The sequence below is a fragment of the Alcaligenes sp. 1735tsa3 genome, from assembly GCF_024134565.1.
Classification (GTDB): Bacteria; Pseudomonadota; Gammaproteobacteria; order Burkholderiales; family Burkholderiaceae_B; genus Alcaligenes; species Alcaligenes phenolicus.
Map to the genome: position 1 here is coordinate 549,710 of NZ_CP099862.1, position 18,567 is coordinate 568,276.

19 protein-coding genes and 1 tRNA gene are annotated in these 18,567 nt (G+C 56.8%); 7 read left to right on the top strand and 13 right to left on the bottom strand.

Going from position 1 to position 18,567, the window contains the following annotated elements; all coding sequences use genetic code 11:
* Window positions 1-34: 34 nt before the first annotated feature.
* Window positions 35-1,543, bottom strand: a complete 1,509-nt coding sequence (locus NIZ92_RS02485) for a DHA2 family efflux MFS transporter permease subunit (protein ID WP_083054206.1) — start codon at window positions 1,541-1,543, stop codon at window positions 35-37.
* 144 nt (window positions 1,544-1,687) lie between these two features.
* Here NIZ92_RS02485 and NIZ92_RS02490 point away from each other — a divergent pair, with 144 nt between their 5' ends.
* Window positions 1,688-2,296, top strand: coding sequence for a TetR/AcrR family transcriptional regulator (locus NIZ92_RS02490; protein WP_115634288.1), 609 nt, complete (start codon window positions 1,688-1,690; stop codon window positions 2,294-2,296).
* Window positions 2,297-2,391: 95 nt separating this feature from the next.
* Here NIZ92_RS02490 and NIZ92_RS02495 read toward each other — a convergent pair whose 3' ends face one another.
* From NIZ92_RS02495 to NIZ92_RS02505, 3 genes are all read right to left on the bottom strand, one after another.
* Window positions 2,392-3,705, bottom strand: a complete 1,314-nt coding sequence (locus tag NIZ92_RS02495) for a ferric reductase-like transmembrane domain-containing protein (protein ID WP_035271333.1) — start codon at window positions 3,703-3,705, stop codon at window positions 2,392-2,394.
* 261 nt (window positions 3,706-3,966) lie between these two features.
* Entirely contained in the window at window positions 3,967-5,133 is a 1,167-nt protein-coding gene (locus tag NIZ92_RS02500) for an amidase (RefSeq protein ID WP_251196511.1), read from the bottom strand.
* A gap of 15 nt (window positions 5,134-5,148) precedes the next feature.
* Entirely contained in the window at window positions 5,149-6,141 is a 993-nt protein-coding gene (locus tag NIZ92_RS02505) for a tripartite tricarboxylate transporter substrate binding protein (protein WP_035271329.1), read from the bottom strand.
* Between the two features lie 154 nt (window positions 6,142-6,295).
* Between NIZ92_RS02505 and NIZ92_RS02510 the strand changes: the two genes are divergently transcribed.
* A complete protein-coding gene (locus NIZ92_RS02510) occupies window positions 6,296-7,189 on the top strand; it encodes a LysR substrate-binding domain-containing protein (RefSeq protein ID WP_026484978.1) in 894 nt (297 codons plus the stop codon).
* Here NIZ92_RS02510 and NIZ92_RS02515 read toward each other — a convergent pair.
* Window positions 7,181-8,035 (bottom strand): AraC family transcriptional regulator, encoded by an 855-nt coding sequence (locus NIZ92_RS02515; protein WP_009463224.1) that lies wholly within the window; start codon window positions 8,033-8,035, stop codon window positions 7,181-7,183. The two genes, NIZ92_RS02510 and NIZ92_RS02515, sit on opposite strands and share 9 nt — an antisense overlap.
* A 130-nt stretch (window positions 8,036-8,165) precedes the next feature.
* On the opposite strand from NIZ92_RS02515, the gene NIZ92_RS02520 reads away from it, so the two are divergent.
* Window positions 8,166-8,708: a carboxymuconolactone decarboxylase family protein gene (locus NIZ92_RS02520; protein ID WP_009463226.1), complete on the top strand. Its 543-nt coding sequence runs from the start codon at window positions 8,166-8,168 to the stop codon at window positions 8,706-8,708.
* Between the two features lie 64 nt (window positions 8,709-8,772).
* On the opposite strand, the gene NIZ92_RS02525 is transcribed toward NIZ92_RS02520, so the two are convergent.
* The gene (locus tag NIZ92_RS02525; RefSeq protein WP_115634337.1) at window positions 8,773-9,084 is read right to left on the bottom strand and encodes a monooxygenase; all 312 of its coding nucleotides are present in this window, start codon (window positions 9,082-9,084) and stop codon (window positions 8,773-8,775) included.
* 166 nt (window positions 9,085-9,250) lie between these two features.
* On the opposite strand from NIZ92_RS02525, the gene NIZ92_RS02530 reads away from it, so the two are divergent.
* Both NIZ92_RS02530 and htpG read left to right on the top strand, forming a co-directional pair.
* Window positions 9,251-10,135, top strand: coding sequence for an EamA family transporter (locus NIZ92_RS02530; protein WP_060186242.1), 885 nt, complete (start codon window positions 9,251-9,253; stop codon window positions 10,133-10,135).
* A gap of 94 nt (window positions 10,136-10,229) precedes the next feature.
* Complete coding sequence (gene htpG / locus NIZ92_RS02535) at window positions 10,230-12,134, top strand: molecular chaperone HtpG (RefSeq protein WP_254002653.1); 1,905 nt, start codon at window positions 10,230-10,232, stop codon at window positions 12,132-12,134.
* A 170-nt stretch (window positions 12,135-12,304) separates the two neighbouring features.
* Here the strand turns inward: htpG and ampD are convergent, their stop codons facing one another.
* From ampD to ccsA, 3 genes are read right to left on the bottom strand one after another with little or no spacing between them, the layout of a single operon-like run.
* A complete protein-coding gene (gene ampD / locus NIZ92_RS02540) occupies window positions 12,305-12,940 on the bottom strand; it encodes a 1,6-anhydro-N-acetylmuramyl-L-alanine amidase AmpD (RefSeq protein WP_226348088.1) in 636 nt (211 codons plus the stop codon).
* Between the two features lie 4 nt (window positions 12,941-12,944).
* The gene (locus NIZ92_RS02545; protein WP_009463238.1) at window positions 12,945-13,196 is read right to left on the bottom strand and encodes a PP0621 family protein; all 252 of its coding nucleotides are present in this window, start codon (window positions 13,194-13,196) and stop codon (window positions 12,945-12,947) included.
* Window positions 13,189-14,040 (bottom strand): inner membrane protein YpjD, encoded by an 852-nt coding sequence (gene ccsA, locus NIZ92_RS02550; RefSeq protein ID WP_009463240.1) that lies wholly within the window; start codon window positions 14,038-14,040, stop codon window positions 13,189-13,191. The genes NIZ92_RS02545 and ccsA overlap by 8 nt, the downstream gene beginning before the upstream one ends.
* A 103-nt stretch (window positions 14,041-14,143) precedes the next feature.
* Here ccsA and ffh point away from each other — a divergent pair, with 103 nt between their 5' ends.
* Window positions 14,144-15,568, top strand: coding sequence for a signal recognition particle protein (ffh, locus tag NIZ92_RS02555; protein ID WP_009463242.1), 1,425 nt, complete (start codon window positions 14,144-14,146; stop codon window positions 15,566-15,568).
* Window positions 15,569-15,669: 101 nt separating this feature from the next.
* Here the strand turns inward: ffh and lysM are convergent, their stop codons facing one another.
* From lysM to trmB, 4 genes are all read right to left on the bottom strand, one after another.
* Window positions 15,670-16,113: a peptidoglycan-binding protein LysM gene (gene lysM / locus NIZ92_RS02560; protein ID WP_026484988.1), complete on the bottom strand. Its 444-nt coding sequence runs from the start codon at window positions 16,111-16,113 to the stop codon at window positions 15,670-15,672.
* A 130-nt stretch (window positions 16,114-16,243) separates the two neighbouring features.
* Window positions 16,244-16,444, bottom strand: a complete 201-nt coding sequence (thiS, locus tag NIZ92_RS02565) for a sulfur carrier protein ThiS (protein WP_060186249.1) — start codon at window positions 16,442-16,444, stop codon at window positions 16,244-16,246.
* 42 nt (window positions 16,445-16,486) lie between these two features.
* Window positions 16,487-17,434, bottom strand: a complete 948-nt coding sequence (pip, locus tag NIZ92_RS02570; protein ID WP_254002654.1) for a prolyl aminopeptidase — start codon at window positions 17,432-17,434, stop codon at window positions 16,487-16,489.
* On the bottom strand, window positions 17,431-18,198 hold the full coding sequence (trmB, locus tag NIZ92_RS02575) for a tRNA (guanosine(46)-N7)-methyltransferase TrmB (protein ID WP_009463250.1): 768 nt from the start codon (window positions 18,196-18,198) through the stop codon (window positions 17,431-17,433). Before trmB ends, pip begins: the two co-directional genes overlap by 4 nt.
* Before the next feature lie 202 nt (window positions 18,199-18,400).
* Here trmB and NIZ92_RS02580 point away from each other — a divergent pair.
* Window positions 18,401-18,474 (top strand) — tRNA-Gly (locus NIZ92_RS02580).
* Window positions 18,475-18,567 lie beyond the last annotated feature (93 nt).

The following is an 18,567-nucleotide window of genomic DNA, read 5'->3' on the forward strand; positions in this document are numbered from 1 at the left end:
GCGCTATTGTAAATCCAGTCTGCAAAAGCTGGGCTTAATGCAGTTCCACCGCAGCGGCAGGAGCAGCCTGTACACGAGGCAAACGCAGACGCAGCAGCAGAACCAGACTGAAGACGGCCAGCAATCCGGCCCAGAACATGACGCGGTGAAAGCCGTCTGCCCAGGCGTGCTGGATGGCTTGCATCCAGAACAAGGAATCTGCTGAGGCAGGCAGATTCACCTGACCGGAGCTGATAATTTGTTGTGCCTGTTCCAGCATGGGATTGACCGGATCAAGACGACTGGACAAGGAGCTGACTGCTCCTTGGCTCATCAAGGAAGCCAGCAGGGCAACGCCCAAGGTCATTCCGGTTTGGCGGATTGCATTGGTGGTGGCTGATGCCATGCCGGAACGCTCACGCGGTACCAGATTCATGACCAAGGTACTGCACGCCGGCACCGACAAACCCATGCCAATGCCTAGTACGGCCAAGGCGAAACCAGCCATCCAGTAGGAAGCGCCGGGTTGCAGCAACATCATCAACCAGGAACCGGCTGCCATCAGGCCAAAGCCCACAGTCAGGATCAGCTTCAATCCAAAGCGCTGGCTCAAGGCACCGAAACGGGAGGCCAGCACAGCCATGCCAATGAACTGGGGAGCCAGCCCCCAGCCGGTTTGGGTGGCACTCCAGCCCAGGGCGTTCTGGAAGAACAGGGACAGGAAAAACACATTGCTATAGGCGGCAAAGCCCAGCACAAAGGAGGCGATATTGGCAGTGCTGAAGCGGTAGTCCCGAAACAGACTCAGAGGCAGCAAGGGGCGGGCGACACGGGTTTGGGCATAGATAAACGCCACGAAGGTGAGCGCGGCCACGCCCAGGGAACGAATCGTCTCGGTAGCGTGCCAGCCTTGCTCACCCGCGCAGATCAGGCCATAGGTCAGGGAGCCAAGCCAGATAACGCTAAGCAACTGGCCGACAGGGTCGAAAGCTGCGTGTTCGGGATTGGCCGACTCCTGAATACCCCACATGCCCAAGCCCAGGGTCAGCAGGCCCAGTGGCAGATTCAGGCTGAAGATCGAAGGCCAGTCGGCTACATCGACCAGCACACCGCCCAGAATCGGGCCCAGTACCAAAGCCAGGGCGCTGAAGGAAGACCAGCCGCCAATGACGCGGGCACGCTGGGCCGGGTCTGGGAAGGCGTGGGTCAGGATCGACAGGGCTCCAGGAATAAGTAAAGCCCCGGCCATGCCTTGCACGACACGACCCCAGAGCAGGGCGCTTAGTGAACCGGCCAAGGCGCACATCATGGAGCCGACGGTGAAGGCCAGCACGCCCAGCAACCAGCTCTTCTTGCGTCCGTAGCGATCCCCCAGTAGCCCGGCAGACAACATGAAGGCGGATAGGCACAGCGCATAGGAATCCACGATCCATTGCAGCCCGGCCATATCGGTTTGCAAGGCTTGTTGCATGCGTGGCAAGGCAAGATTCACGATGCTGATGTCCAGGGTGACCATGAAAGTCCCCAGGTAAATGGCGATGGTTAGAGCAAGTCGGCGAGTCATGATATTTGATAAATGAGAATTATTATCGACGACTATAAAATATTGACTGACTGTCAGTCAATGAAAAATAAACAGGCTGGCTAAAATAGCGCGGTGACACCCGACGAGGCACTTTGTCGGGGTTTTTCTGATACTTTGACATCCATGACCGCTGCCAAAACACCTCGTACCCAACCCTCTGAAGTTCGTCGCCGAGACTTATTGGAGGCGGCTGCCACCTTGTTTTTGCAACAAGGGTTTGATGCCACGCCGGTGGATGAAATTGTGTCGCGGGCGGGCATGTCCAAGGGCTTGTTCTATCACTACTTCAGCTCCAAGCAAGAGATTCTGGCTGCCCTGCGCGAGCAGTTCATCCAGCAGTTTCATGACCGGGTGCAGGGGGCGCTGGAGCAGGCGCCGGAAGATGATTGGGTGCAGCGTCTGGCTTGCTGGATTCGCGCTTCGGTTCAGGCCTATAGGGACACGCTGGAGATGCATGATCTGGTGTTTTCAGACCATATGCGCAGCAACTACCAGGGCGAACGCAATACGGTAACCGAGCCCTTGCACAGGATCCTGAACGAAGGGCAGCAAGCGGGGGCCTGGTCTGTGGCCGACGTGGATTTGACCGCCTGGGTGATCTACCAGGGCATGCATGGCGCGGTCGACAATATGGGGTTGGAAACTGCAGAGCAGTGGGCCGTCATGGAGAACAATCTGGTGACTCTTTTTGTGTCTATGCTCGGGGCGACGCCGCCTCACCAAAATATGTAGGCTGTTCTAGCCGCACTGGATTGCTGCACTCAGCATACGCAGAACTGGCCTTGTTCTGATTTCTAAACAAGGCCAGTTGCTGGATGAGCAAAGGCTTAGCGGAACTGGAAGTGTTCCTTGTGCAAGGTCCAGGATTTTGCAGGCAGTGTTTGCTTGAGCTCACGTCGCAACTGTCGGCCCATTGCAGCCGGTCCACAGAACCAGATATGCAGAGGTTTGTCGGCATGGTAATGCTGCAGCACCTCTTTGGGCGTCCAGCGACGGCCATCGGCATAAATTTCCAGATTCACGTCCGGGTGCTCTTTGGCAGCCTTGCTCAAGGCCTGAGCCAATGGGTCAGTGCTGTGCTGACAGGCATATTGCAGATAGGCGTAGGGAGCGTGACCGTCCTGATGTTCCTGGCTTAACCAGGATAGAAATGGCGTGGCCCCGACACCCGCACCCACCCAGATATAAATGCCCTTGTCATCGCGGTCCGGCTGAGTGAAGCGTCCATAAGGGCCGTCCAGCTCAATGTTCTGGCCAACATGCAAACGCTCGGGCAGGCTGCGGGTCCAGTCGCCCAACTGCTTGATATGAAAGCGCACAATCTGGTTGTCTTGATCCGCATCGGACAAGGTAAAGGGGTGGGACTCGGATTCACCCTTCAAACGCAAAAAAGCAAACTGCCCAGCCTGGTGACCTGGCCAGGATTGGTCCATGCGGCATTGCACCTCCAGCACATCACCTTGTGACGTACAGGAGATCACAGTGCCCGTATGCGGGTAGGCCGAACTCAAGTTGCGTAGCAGCTGGATGCCGGCTGCTGCTGTCCCGATCACCATGGTGATGGCCAGTGCCCAGCCGCCTATACCGCTCCAGTAAGCAGGGGGCGTCAGTACCACGCCATGGAAGATCAGGATCAAATAGGCCACTGGCATCAGGCGATGCAGGCTGTACCACTTTTTATAGGAAATCGTGCGGTGCGCCAGGGTAATGATCAGCATCAGAATCAGCGCGTAAAACGTCCATTCACCCAGTGATTTTGCATAGGGCTTGAACAGGCTGACCCATTCAGGAACCGGGGTTTTGGCCAGACGGCCGCCCGTGCCGATCGCTGCCGAGATCAGACCTTTGGATTCCTTGCTGAGCCAATGGGCCAGACTGAGCAAAATGGCGATGATACCCAGCCATTTATGCAGCCTGTAGGCTTTGTCCATGCCGCCTAACCAGGGTTCCAGACGGCGGGGACGCAGGGCCAGAATCATGATGGCCGTCATGGTGCCCAGTGCCAGAATCCCGGTTAACAGCATGCCTTCTTGTCGGACCACCCACAGCATATCGCCCGGTGGCGAGGGGGCCAGCCACAGGGCTTCAACAGCCCAGATCAGAAAGAAAGTGGAGAGCAGCAGTAAGAGAGGGCGACGCATGGTCTTTTCCGGATTGTTTGAAAGAGCCGGGTGCTGCGTAGTCGCGATGTGATGAACGTACCGACGCAGCGCACCGGGAACACCTTATTGATGTTAGTACGCTGCCAAGCCGTTTGCGGAGCCAATATTCAAGAGTGTTTTGAGAAAACTCAAAGCACTCCTAAATATTTGTTATTTAAAGCATTTGTTAATGATTCTGGTTGCTGTTTACTCTATTTCAGCTTGTTGCAGAGTAGTTCCTTTGATTGCTTTTCAGGCCCATCAAGCCGGGCAGATAAGCGATGCCAGATCCAGCAAAGCCGCGTCCTGGTGAGGCTGTCCGATCAGTTGCAAACCCAAGGGCAGTGGGCTGTTTTGACCGGGCGCGGGCAGGCTCAAGGTAGGCCAGCCCAACAAGGACCAAGGACGATTCAGTATTGAAGAGCCCGTGCTATCCAGTCCATAGGGAGCCGGGCCGGGAGCCGCTGGAGTTAGCAATGCGTCGAAATGACCATAACGATCCTGCCATTCTGTTTGCAATTGGCGACGGCGCGCCTGCCAGGCGTGGTAATCCGCTGCAGGCAATTCCAGGCCTTGTTTGATGGCTTGCACGGTAATGGGGCGCAAGGCATCCGGGCTGGCTTGCCAGACGGGTAGCAGGCTGCGGGCCATTTCATAAGCCATGATCTGGCCTTGCAGGATCAGCAGCTCTTTCAGTTGTGGGTCCGCAGGCAGACGCTCCAGGTGGGCGCCTTGTTGCTCCAGATGCTCACAGCCTTGTTCCAACGCGGCCAGTGCTGCGGGTGTGATCGGGCCCAGATCTTTGCCATCCAGCACGCCAATTCGCGGCGCGGTGGGGACTTGACTATCAGGTAAGCCTTGCAGGACAGTGGCCACGCGGCGCAGCACGGACAAGTCCCGGCTGAAGTAGCCGATTGTGTCCAGGCTGTCGCACAACAGGAAAAGACCGCTGCGATGCACCGCGCCAAAGCTGGGTTTGAAACCCAGAATGCCGGTAAACGCAGCGGGGCGCATCATGGAGCCTCCCGTTTGGGTGCCCAATGCAAAATCAACCATGCCAGCTGCTACGGCCGCTGCCGAACCACTGGAAGAACCGCCGGGCGTGTGCTCCAGGTTCAGTGGATTACGGGTGGGACCGGGGGCTGCGTAGGCAAATTCGGCGGTGACGGTTTTGCCCAGGGCAATGGCACCGGCCTGACGCAGCAGGGCGACACAGGCGGCGTCCCGCTCGGCCGGTAGCGCATTGGGGAAATGCGCGCCGTAGCACGTGGGCATGCCTTGAACATCCAGCACATCTTTCACACCAAAGCTCAAACCCGCCAAGGGGCCAGTGGGATTGGTGCTGATACAGGTGGCGGGATCAGCCAGCCAGGACCAGGCCTGGATAGCCTGGTCCTGCGTAGCGAGAGGGGAAGGGTTTGCAGTCATAAGCGAGAACCGGAACTACTGAATCGAGATGTTCTGTGCCTTGATCAGCGTGGTCCAGCGTTTGGTTTCTTCTTTCACAAAAGCGGTAAATTCTTCAGGTGTGCCACCTACAACTTCCGCGCCTTGGGATTCCACAATCTGACGGTAGTCGGGGTCTTTCAGGGCGTCGTTGACAGCCTTGTTCAGTTTTTCCAGTACATCAGCAGGCAAGCCGGCGGGGGCAATCACGCCAAACCAGTTCGATGCCACCAGATCCACGCCTTGTTCTTTGAAGGTGGGGGTGTCAGGCATGGCTTTCAGACGCTCTTCCGAGGTCACGCCCAGTACGCGCAGGCGTGGGTTGTCGATTTGCATGTGGGGCAGGAATAGGCTGGCCAATTCCAGATAGAAGGAGATGTTGCCGGCCAGCAGGTCGTTCGATGCAGGAGCGCCACCACGGTAAGGCACGTGTACGGCGTCAAAGCCGGAGGTGGCCTTGAACTGTTCAGTCAGCAAGTGCGAGGCACCGCCAGCGCCAGTCGAGGCGTAGTCGAGTTTTTCGGGGTTCTTCTTGCCATCGGCGACCAGGTCAGCCAGAGACTGGTAGGGCGAGTTGCTGTTCACACCCAGTGCCATGGCACCGCGTTCGATCAGGGCGATAGGCTGCAAATCCTGTTCAGGATCAAAAGGCAGGTTACTGCCGTACAGCGCCTTGTTCACCGACATGGGGCCAAAGTTGCCCAGGCCGATGGTGTAGCCGTTGGGCTTGGCGCGCGCAATCATGCTGGTGCCGATATTACCGCTGGCACCGGGCTTGTTTTCCACCACGATTGTCACGCCCAGGCTGTCGCTCATTTTTTGAGCCAGCATGCGCGAGCGGGTATCCGAGCTGCCACCTGCAGCGTAGGGCACCACAAACGTAATGGGCTGTGAAGGGTAAGCCGCGTCGGCCATGGCCGAACCGGAACCCAACAAAGTCAGTGTGAGCAGGCCACTCAGTAAAGGGGCGCGATGCTTGAATACCGTCATGTCTATCTCCTGCGTTGGGCCAATATTCGCAGTGACGTGCAGTATGGCCCTGTTTTTGATAAGTGTCAGGACGGATGGTAGTAAGAGCTAATTATGTTGTCTAATATTAAAAATAATCGTTATTGATCTTTTTCCTAACCTAATTGGCGGGCATATGCTGGACTCCAAATTAAGCGAGATGTTCTTGGTGGTGGCTGAAGAGCTGCACTTTGGCCGAGCCGCCCAGCGTTTGTTCATGACCCAGCCGCCCTTGAGTCAGGCCATACGCAGGCTGGAAGAGCAGGTAGGGGCGACCTTGTTTATCCGCACCACACGCACGGTGCAATTGACGGCGGCGGGAGCGGAGTTGCAGCGCCGCCTGCGCTTGATCGGCAACGAACTGGAGCAGACCTTGCAAGCGGTACAGCAAGTGCATAGAGGCGAGACTGGCATGTTGCGCATAGCCCTGACCCCCAGCAGCGCCTATGCGGGGGTATCCAAGCATTTGTATCGCTTTCGACAGGACTTCCCGCAGGTGGATATACAGATCTACGAGATGAACTCCAGCGATATGCCTGCGGCTCTTTATGAGCGCCGGGTGGATGTGGCCTTGATTCGGCCTTCCTTTGCCGTGCCCGATTTGAACCCGCAGCTGGTGGAGTCCGAACCCATGATGTTTGTCGTCAGGCGGGATGATCCACGTGCTCAGGAGCATAGTCAGGGGCTGACCTTGCACCAGGCTTTCTCTTACGAAATGGTGGCGTATTCGCGGCAACAGTCGCGTTACTTTCATCTCTTGCAGCAGCGCATGTTGCAGCGCTCAGGCTGCCTGCCGCGCTTTGCACAGGAAAGCATGGTGCCCACGGTGCTGGTCATGGTTGAAGCGGGCATTGCTCCAGCTATTGTTCCCGCTTCCCTGGCGCGCTTGCGCACCGATACCTTGGAGTATCTGCCTCTGCTGGATGCAGACGATATTGCGGCCGAGCTGATGAGTGCTTATGTCTCGGACAATACCAACCCGGCCTTGGTGAATTTTCTGGCGGTGCTGGAGCAGAATCGCTCAAGCTGATTGACGGGCGGCCAACCATTCCCGCATGGATTGACCCGTGCGCTGCCGAAACAGGCGGGACAGGGCAGAGGGGTTGGCGTAGCCCAGATCCAGAGCAATACGTTTGGCAGACTGGCCTTGTGCCAGCCGCTGGCAGGCCAGCGACAGGCGCCATTGGGCCAGATAGTCTGCCGGTGTGTCGCCCACCCAGTGCTTGAATTGCACGGCAAAGGCGCTGCGCGACATCCTGGCTTCCTGTGCCAGTGATTGCACGGTCCAGTCCCGACCGGGATCGGCCTGAATTGCCAGCAGCGCGCGTGCGACGGGCGGGTGCGACAAGCCTCGAAACAGGCCTACGGGAATCTCGCAACGATCCGGATGGTCAAACAGCCAGCGCAGCAATTGCAGCAGCACAATCTCGAACAGGCGGTCTGCCAGCAGACGATGGCCGCAGCGCACGGATTCCGTTTCTGCAAAGAGCAGGCCCAGTGCCTGTTCAAGGCCGGCCGCTTCTTCCAGCGGCACAATAATCAGATCGGGCAGGGAGCGGGCCAAGGGATGATGCTCACCCCCATCAAAATCCAGGGTGGCACAGGTGAAATCCGAGCCTTCATTGGGCAGATCGTAAAAAGCGTGCTCCAGCGGACGGGGGTAGAACAGCAGGCTGGGGCGGTCAATGGTCAGGACTTCCGGCACGGGATCGCGCGGATCGTGGCGCACGCTTAACTGGCCGCGTCGCAGAATGTGCAAGAAGGCCCGTCCGGGTTGGGCCGCAAAGCGGGTTACGCCACACAAAGAGCCGTTGTAGAACAAATGAGCCCGAACACGGAATTGTTCCAGCAGAAGGGAGAGGCGATCCAGGTTCATGAAAACATCCTCGTCTGGATGAAAAGGTAAGTTGTCGGGACTAATCTTATCCAATGATCTTGATCTTGGCGAGACACTATCCCTGCAAGCTTTTTCCGGCCACCCCGGCCCACTTCACCAGGAGATCATCATGTCGCGTCTTACATTGCCTGACCTTGCCCAAGCTCCCGCCGCCAGCCAGCCTGCTTTGCAGGAAATTCAAAAAGCCTTTGGTGGCAGCGTGCCTGCCATGTTCCGTATGGTGTCCAATTCGCCCGCCGCCTTGCGCAGCATGTGGGGCTCTTTCGGTGCCTTTGCTGGTGGCAAGCTGGGTGCGAAACTGGGCGAGCAATTGGCGGTTGCCATTGCCGACCGTAATCGTTGCGAATACTGCCTGGCTGCCCATAATGTGCTGGGTGCCAATGCTGGCCTAAGTCCGGAGACACTGGCTCAGGCCCAGCGTGGTCAGTCGGATGATCCACGTACCGCCGCCGCTTTGAAATTTGTGCTCAAGCTGGTGGATCAGCGTGGGCAAGTTTCGGCCGCCGATGTGCAAGCCGTGCGCGATGCCGGCTTTTCCGAAGGTGAGGTGGTGGAACTGGTCGGTGTGACTGCCTTGAACCTGTTCACCAACTACATCAACAATGCGCTGGAGGTTCCGGTGGATTTCAAGGCCGTTGAGCTGACTGCCTAAGCATCGATATGGAAGCCCGCTTGCTGATACGCAGGCGGGTTTTCTTGCGTCTGTTGTCTGTGTTTTATTTGGCTGCCAAGGGGCCGGAATTAATGGCTGTCAGCGGCTGGTTCACATCAAAAAAGCGCGCATCAATGCCGGTGATGCCAAAGCTGTTGAGCCGTTTGCTGTGCATCTCCAGATACGCCAGCGCGCTGGCTTGATCGCTGAATAGATACACGCCACCTGCTTTGGACTGTTCTTTATTCTCGGTCCAGATTTTCCAGATCAAGCCAGGTTCCAGGCAGATGGATTGCGCCAGTTCTTGCATGGCTTCGCTCATCTCTGAACCCCAAGGGCCGGGGTAAGGAAAATCAACATACAGCAGGGTGCTCATGATCGGCTCCATATCAAAATACGTGCCGAACATCATACCTTGATGTTTGAATTGTCCAGTACTGTCTCTTATTTGTCATGGGACGTTGAAAGGCCCGTGATTGGCTGGCCTCCCCCCTGAAGGGGGCGTATAGTTTTTCTTTTGCTATTTGCTGGTGGAAGCCCTCATGTCCTGGACCGCTTTGTTGTTGGTGGTGTGTGCTGCGTTCATTCATGCGGGTTGGAACTTGCTCTCTAAACGGGCGGCGATGGCAGGGGCGCATTTTGTATTCGCCTATTCCTTTTTTGCCATTCTGTTTTATTTCCCCATCACGCTGTGGGTGGTCTTTACGCAAGGCAATATGCCCTGGACCAGCGAGACCATTACCTGTTTGGTGCTTAGTGCCTTGCTGCACATGTGCTATAGCCTGAGTTTGCAAAAAGGCTATCAGGTTGCAGACCTGTCCGTGGTGTATCCCATTGCCCGTGGTACGGGCCCCATGCTCTCTTCCATTGGTGCTTTTATCCTGCTGGGCGAGCCTGTGCGTCCTTTGGGAGTGCTCGGCATCTTGTTGGTCGTGATGGGGATTTTGCTGATCGCCACGCAAGGTCGACTGCGCCGTTTTTTCAGCCCTGCAGCGCTGACGGGTGTGCGTTGGGGCATGCAGACCGGGATTCTGATTGCGGCCTATACCGTGGTCGATGCCTATGGCGTCAAGGTGCTGCTGATCTCGCCATTCCTGCTGGACTGGTTCAGCAATGTGTTGCGCCTGGGGATGCTGGCCCCTTTTATCGCCAAGCGGGGGCGGGCAGGCTTCGTCAAGTTCAAACCTTATTGGAAACTGGCGGCTGCAGTGGGTTTGTTATCGCCCATGTCCTACATCCTGGTCTTGCAGGCATTAAGCATGGGCGCACCCTTGTCCATGGTGGCGCCCGCCCGTGAAATGTCCATGATGGCCGGCACCATATTGGGTATGGTCGTCCTGCGCGAAAAGGCCAATGTCTGGAGTTTGCTCGGTTGCGCCATCATGATCAGTGGAGTCATTGCCCTGACATCCGGGCCGGCGGCCTGATCCGTCTCTTGAAATATGGTGGGTCGTCCCTATCTGTCTGCAATAGGGCGCGCTTTGGCGTGCGGCAATCAACCCATTTTTTTGCTTTTTCACCATGAGCCAGACTGACACTGCGAATACGTCCGAAACCTTGGGTTTTCAGGCTGAAGTCAAACAATTACTGCATTTGATGATTCACTCCTTGTACAGCAACAAGGAGATTTTCCTGCGTGAGCTGGTATCCAATGCGTCGGATGCCTGTGACAAACTGCGCTTTGAGGCTATCGACAATCCAGCTTTGCTGGAAGGCGACCCAGAAATGCGTATCCGCGTGGAGTTCGACAAGGACCAGCGCACGATCACCATTTCTGACAACGGCATTGGCATGTCGCGTGATGAAGCCATTGCCAACCTGGGCACCATCGCGCGCTCGGGCACCAAAGAGTTCTTCTCCCAACTGACGGGCGACAAGCAAAAAGACACCCAGCTGATTGGTCAGTTTGGCGTGGGCTTTTACTCCTCCTTTATCGTGGCCAATAAAGTGTCCGTGCTGACACGTCGTGCCGGTGGCGATCAGGAAGCCGTGCTGTGGGAGTCCGCCGGTGAAGGCGAGTTCACCATTGCCGCCGCTGAAAAAGCCGACCGCGGAACCACCATCACCTTGCACCTGCGTGAAGGCGAGGACGATTTCCTGGACGGCTGGCGACTGCGCAACGTGCTGCGTCGCTACTCCGATCACATCTCCTTGCCCGTGCAAATGCGCAAGGAAGAGTGGGACGAAGAAAAGCAGCAACAAGTAAAGCAGGACGAGTGGGAAAGCGTGAACCAGGCCAGCGCCTTGTGGACACGCTCCAAGTCGGAAATCACCGACGAGCAGTACCAGGAGTTCTACAAGCATATCGCTCACGATTACGAGAACCCTCTGGCCTGGACACACAACCGGGTCGAAGGTCGTAGCGAATACACCCAGCTCTTGTTCGTCCCCAAGCAGGCCCCGTTTGACTTGTGGGACCGCGATGCTCGCCGTGGCGTGAAGCTGTACGTGAAACGCGTATTCATCATGGACGACGCCGAGCAGCTGCTGCCTGCTTACCTGCGCTTTGTGCGCGGTGTGATCGATTCGGCCGACCTGCCGCTGAACGTTTCGCGTGAAATCCTGCAAGAAAGCCGTGATGTGCGTGCCATCCGTGAGGGTAGTGCCAAGCGCATCCTGTCCTTGCTGGAAGATCTGGCCGAGAACCAACCCGAGCAATATGCCGAGTTCTGGAACCAGTTCGGCCAGGTCCTGAAAGAAGGCACTGGCGAAGACATGGGCAATCAGGCCCGTATCGCTGCCTTGCTGCGCTTTGCGTCCACGAATCAGGAAGGTTCGGCGCAGGTCGTTTCCTTGAACGACTACATCGGTCGCATGAAAGAAGGTCAGGACAAGATCTACTACGTCACGGCTGACACTTTTGCCGCTGCATCTAACAGCCCGCATCTGGAAGTATTCCGCAAGAAAGGCATCGAAGTGCTGTTGATGTCCGACCGTGTGGACGAGTGGATGTTGTCTTACTTGCGCGAATTTGAAGGCAAGCAACTGGTATCCGTGGCCAAGGGTGGCCTGGACCTGGATTCGCTGGCGGACGAGGAAGAAAAGAAACATCAGGCAGAAGTGGCTGAAACCTTCAAACCTCTGGTCGAGCGCCTGCAAACCACACTGGGCGAGAAGGTCAAGGAAGTGCGCATTACTGCCCGTCTGGTCGATTCCCCAGCTTGCGTGGTGGTCGATGCCAACGAACTGAGCCCGCACCTGCTGCGTATGCTGCAAGCCGCTGGCCAGGAAGCTCCCGAGGTCAAGCCGATTCTGGAAATCAACCCGGAGCACGCCTTGATCGCCAAAGTCCAGGCCGCTGACGACGAGGCTTTTGGTGAGTGGGCACAGTTGCTGCTGGAACAAGCCATGCTGGCCGAAGGTGCCGCATTGCAAGATCCCGCCAGTTTTGTGAAGCGCGTGAACCGCTTGCTGTTGAATCTGTAAACCTGAATCTTGCTGGCTCTGCGTCAAGCAGGGCTAGATACTAATCAGGTAAAGCCCTGATCGTCTTACGATGATCGGGGCTTTTTGCATCTGTATCTATGAGTGGGCTTTAGGGCGGATCACGATAGTGAATGCTGTAGCATTTTTCTTGTTATTGGCCCTGAACTACTTTATCGGTCTTGATCTGGCACTGGTCTTTGCTTTGGTCCCAACTCTTGTTCCGGCAAGGTTTCTTTGGGCCAGCCATGTTCCCGCTTCACCCGTTCCCAATCAAAGAAAGGGCCCGGATCTGTCTTGCGCCCCGGAGCGATGTGCTCATGGCCACGTACGGCGCGCAAGTTATGGCGCATACGTAAGGCGCGGCTCAGGCGGGACAGCTCCCGGTACTGCGCTTCTGTAAATGGCTCGAAATCGCTGCCTTCCAGTTCAATGCCAATAGAGAAATCATTGCAGCGCTCGCGGTCTTCAAAGCGCGACACACCCGCATGCCAGGCGCGGCGGGTAGTGGGAACAAACTGGATGATGTGGCCAGTGCGCTGGATCAGAAAGTGAGCCGAAACTTTCAGGTCCCGGATGTTCTCGAACCAGGGGTGGGCGCTGATATCCAGCTTGTTCTGAAAAAAATCCCGAATGTAGGGGCCGCCGAACTCTTGCGGTGGCAGGCTGATATTGTGCAGCACCAGCAAGGTCGGGGTGTCGCCCTCGGGGCGGTCATCCTGATTGGGTGACAGGGCGCGCAGGACATTGGCATGAGGTTTCAGCCAGCCCTGTCGGTCCAGGTCGTAGGCGTGGTGCATGCGAGCCATGGCGTTAGCTGCGTGGGCCGCGCTTGGCGTGTTCCAGGCTGCACCAGGTGTGATGATTGCTCATCAAGGCTTCGGAGCGTGGCAGATAAATCCCACAGTGTGCGCAACGGACCATTTCTTCAGCAGCACCTTGCTTGCGCGGGGGACGCATGGTGGGGTTGGGTGGATTGCGCTTGCGGGCCTTGTTTTGCGACACGATGCGGGCAATGATCATGGCCGCCAGGATGGCGACAACCCAAAATAAGACTTTACCCAATTTTCCCTCGTTGCAAGATGACGTCTAGTACAAAGTGGCTGCCTGTATAGGCCAGCAGCAGGAAGGCAAAACCGGCCAAGGTCCAGCGCAAGGCAACGCGACCACGCCATCCATACTGTTTCCGACCCCATAATAAGCCACCAAATGTAACCCAGGATAGCAAGGTAAAGACAGTTTTGTGGTCGGCGGGCAAAAATTTACCGTCTATCGCCATGGAGACGGCGGCACCGCTCAGAATCGTGAAGGTCAGAATTACGAAAGAGACACGGATCAGGCGAAACAGCAGCTCCTCTTGCACCAGCAGGGGCGGCATGGTGTCCAGAACCCGGCTGAACAAACCGCGTTGCTCCTGATGAAGAATAGGGCGGTGCAACTGACGGTCCAGAGCCGTCATCAAGACGGCGTGCAAAGCCGCCACGGTGCTAAGCCCATAGGCGACCAGCGCAATCATCAAGTGAATCCGTAGCCATTCATTGCCGACATGGTTGACGATATGGCCTTCGGGAAAGGCCATGGCCAGCAGGCTGACGATTGTGGCTGCAGGCAGTAGAATGAGCAGCAGGCTGTCCAGACGCAGATACAGGCTTTGGAACCAGAACACCACCATGCCCAGCCAGATTGCCGCTGACAAGGCCAGTGCCCAGCTCAGATGCAGCCCCTGGGGCAGCACAATAGTCAGCAGCAGGCCCGCTCCGTGCACAATGATGGCGCAGAGCAAGGCCACCCGGCTGGGGGCGTTCAGTACGGTTCGGGTGCTGCCGCGAGTCAACGGACGCCAGAGCGAGATCGACAGCACGATGTACGCCAGTGCGGCGAGCAAGTGAAATACAATACTTGCAGACATAAGTCCCGGATTTCCTGAAAAACGGTACGGGGCGTACCTCAAGTGGCCATTTTATTCTTATTCGTAGACCACACGATAACCTAGTTTAAGCGAACCCAGTCCTATGTTTGAAAATCTGACCCAGCGTATGTCGCGTGTGGTGAAAACCATGCGCGGACAGGCTCGTCTGACCGAATCCAATACTCAGGATATGTTGAGGGAAGTGCGTCTGGCTTTGCTGGAAGCGGACGTGGCCTTGCCCGTCGTGCGCGAGTTTGTCGCACGGGTCAAAGAAAAGGCACTTGGTGTTGAAGTTGCCGATAGCTTGAATCCTGGCCAGGCACTGGTGGGTGTTGTTCACCAGGAGCTGACCAATCTGATGGGCGCAGACCTGGGTGACAACGCCAGCGAGCTGTCCCTGGCGGCTCAGCCACCCGCGATTATTCTGATGGCCGGTCTGCAAGGTGCGGGTAAAACCACCACCACCGGTAAGCTCGCCAAATGGCTGAGCGAAGGCGGCCACGTTCAGCATGGTCGCAAGACAGGCAAGAAGAAAGTTCTGGTGGTCAGTGCCGACGTGTATCGTCCAGCCGCTATCGAGCAGCTGAAAACCGTTGCCGCCCAAGTGGGCGTCGAGTTCCTGCCCTCCGATCCCAGCCAGAAACCGGCCGACATTGCCCGCAATGCCCTGGATCACGCCAAGCGTCATCACTTTGATGTGCTTATTGTCGACACGGCCGGTCGCCTGGGTATTGACGAAGAAATGATGCGCGAAATTCGCGCTCTGTATGATCTGCTGAACCCGATTGAAACCTTGTTCGTGGTCGATGCCATGCAGGGGCAGGACGCGGTCAACGTGGCCAAGGCCTTTGCTGATGCCTTGCCGCTGACGGGTGTGGTGCTGACCAAGCTGGATGGTGATGCACGTGGTGGTGCGGCCTTGTCCGTACGTCATGTCACCGGCAAGCCGCTGAAGTTTGTGGGTGTTTCCGAAAAGCTGGATGGTCTGGAGCCATTCCACCCCGAGCGTATGGCTCAGCGCGTGCTGGGCATGGGCGATATTGTTTCGCTGGTCGAACAGGCCCAGCGCAATATCGACATCGCCGAAGCGCAGAAGATTACCGACAAGATCAAATCGGGCGACAAGTTCGACCTGAATGACTTCCGTGACCAGCTGCAGCAAGTCAAGAAGCTGGGTGATATGGGCTCCTTGCTGGAAAAACTGCCTGCCCAGTTCTCGCAAGCCGCGTCCCAGTTGCAAGGTGGTCAGGCTGAACAGCAATTGCGTCGTACGGAAGGGATCTTGAACTCCATGACCCCGGCCGAGCGTGCCAAGCCCGAACTGCTCAAAGCCTCGCGCAAGCGGCGTATCGCTGCCGGTTCTGGCGTCCCAGTTCAAGAGGTCAACCGCTTGCTCAATCAGTTCGAGCAAATGCAAGGCATGATGAAGCAGATGAAAAAAGGCGGCATGGCCAAGATGATGCGCGGCCTGGGCGGTATGGGTGCCTTGAAAGGTTTGGCAGGCAAGGGCTTCAAGGGCTTTCGCTAAGAAGCGCTTGGAGCTTGCCGCAAGGGCGTGAATCGCTCTGGCAGGACCACCAAGAGAAAAGCCCGCGTATGCGGGCTTTTTTTCGTCCTGAGCTGTTGTTGTTACAGCGCAGGAATACGCAGTACCTGACCGGGATAGATCTTGTCAGGATGGCTGAGCATAGGCTTGTTGGCTTCAAAAATGACCGTGTATTTTGCGCCGTTTGCCTTGCCGTAGTTGGTTTCAGCAATTTTCCACAGGGTGTCGCCTTTTTGTACGGTGTACATGGTGGCTTCTGCGGAAGGCTGAGCAACGCTGAGCTGGTTGTCGACTTGAGAGACACCCAGGGTGTTACCCAGAGCCAGCACAATTTTTTCGGCTTGTTCGGTGGAGGCGGCTTGGCCGCTAACCGTGACTTTGTCGCCATCAACCGTCAGATTCAGACCGTCGGCGGAAAGTTGGTGTTTGGCCAGTTCTTTCTGGAGTTCGTCAGCTGTTGCTGCTTTGGCTTCGTTGGCACCAAAGAGTTTTTCGCCGACATCTTTAAGAAAACTGAATACGCCCATCGCTTTGCTCCTGAAGTTAGGGTTCTACGGCTGCCTGCTTGATGGCAGGCGAGACGGCCCATTATGACCTCATTTTTATGCCCGAAGCCGTAGCTGAATGTCAGCAATTGTGCATTTTAAAGGGCGAGTATCAGCCGCCACCGACGGCAACCACGATTTCAATGGTGTCGCCTTCTTTGATCGGGGTGCTGGCGTGCTGGCTTTTGGGCACGATATCGCCGTTCAGTTCCACGGCAATACGCTTGTTCTCGTAGCCCAGCTCGATAATCAGCGTGCCAACCGTGTCGGAGTTTGCCAGAGTCTTGCTCTGGCCGTTCAGGGTAATGTTCATTCTTGTCTCTGGATATGGTCCGGCCATGGCCGGACGAGTGATTCAGATGGCAAATTTCTGGGTGGCGGCCAGCAGCCGGGCCAAAATGCCGGGTTCGTCGTAGGCGTGGCCTGCGTCCGCAACCATATGAAATTCTGCTTGGGGCCAGGCGCGATGCAGTTGCCAGGCTGTATGCGCCGGAGTGCATACATCATAGCGTCCCTGCACGATGACACCGGGAATGTCATGCAAGCGGTGGGCGTTTTTCAGCAACTGATCCGGCTCCAGAAAACCCCGATTCATGAAATAGTGGTTTTCAATACGCGCAAAGGCCAAAGCGGCTTTATCACTGGACTTGGCATCCAGGTGATTCTGGCTGGGCAAGAGCGTGATGGTATTGCTTTCCCATTGCGACCAGGCGTGTGCGGCCCGTAACTGCACAGCGGGGTCATCGCCTGTCAGACGCTTGTGATAGGCGGTAATCAGGTCCCCGTGCTCTTCCTTGGGAATGGGGGCCAGATACTGTTCCCAGATATCGGGAAACAGGCGCGAGGCACCTTCCTGATAAAACCAGTGCAGCTCTTCAGGACGGGCCATGAAGATACCGCGCACAATCAGTTCGCTGACGTGCTCGGGGTGAGTCTGGGCGTAGGCCAGCGCCAGAGTCGAGCCCCAGGAGCCGCCAAACACCAGCATCTTGTCGGCCTTGAGCTTTTCCTTGCGCAGCCGCTCCATGTCCTGAACCAGATGCCACGTGGTGTTGTTTTCCAGGCCGGCATGAGGGTAGGAACGCCCGCAGCCGCGCTGATCAAACAGCAGCACATTGTATTTTTGCGGGTCGAACAGGCGGCGGTGATCGGTAGAACATCCTGATCCCGGCCCACCGTGCAAGAAAATGGCCGGTTTACCTGCCGGGTTGCCGCAGCATTCCCAGTAGATATGGTGCCCATCATCGGTGTGCAACGTGCCTTGGGCGTAAGGCTCTATAGGCGGGAACAGGGTAGCGCTCATTGTTCTTTCTTGGGCCAGTTCAGCTCAGGGGTAGGGGTGTCATTGCGGGTGAAGATCAGATCCCACACGCCATGACCCAGACGCAGCCCACGGTTCTCGAACTTGGTCAGTGGACGGAAGTCGGGGCGGGGTGCGTAGCCTTCATGCGTGTTGCTGAGCATGGGTTCGGCGGACAGCACTTCCAGCATTTGTTCGGCGTAGTTTTCCCAGTCGGTGGCGCAATGGATGTAACCACCGGGTTTCAGACGGCTGGTCAGCAACTGAATAAAGGGCGATTGCACCAGACGACGCTTGTGGTGGCGTTTCTTGGGCCAGGGGTCGGGGAAGTAGATATGAATACCGGCCAGCGAGCCGGGAGCGATCATGTCGCGCACCACTTCCACCGCGTCATGCTGGATGATGCGGATATTGCTGATCTGGTTGTCATCAATGCGCTTGAGCAAGGCACCGACACCGGCATTAAAGACTTCCACGCCCAGGAAATTGTCGTCCGGGCGGGCCTGGGCAATTTTCTGGGTGGTTTCACCCATGCCAAACCCGATTTCCAGAATCAGGGGATTGTCATTGCCAAACACCGTTTCCGGTTTCAGGATGTTGTCGCGGTAGCTGATCGACCACAGGGGCAAGAGGCGCGCCAGGGCTTGCTCCTGGCTGGGCGTAATGTGCGCGCGCCGATGAACAAAGCTACGGATATGGGTCTCGCCGGAATTGCTGTTCGCGACATTGGGCGACAGCAGGGATTGTTTTTCGTTGCTGGAGGTCATGGTTGTGGCGCGGGCATCAGGAATGGCTCGCGTATCAGCTAAAAGCGGGAAAACTCTATTGTAGTGAGTCTTGCCGCCGAATTCATGTGGTGGCACGCGAAAAAGATAGGGCCGGGGCGACGCATGAAGAAAAGATCGCGCTATAATTTTCGCTTCCCCATTCGCGGGATCGTCTGCTTTTGAGGCAGACCTCTCCATCAGGGCGGGTGTAGTTTAATGGTAAAACTGATGCTTCCCAAGCATCCGTCGTGGGTTCGATTCCCATCACCCGCTCCAGCAAGCGTACCTTGCGCAGCTAATGCCGGACGCCCCCTCTCTTTTGTGACTACACAGGCCTGTTTTGCGTATTGCGCGCAGTGGATGACCCGC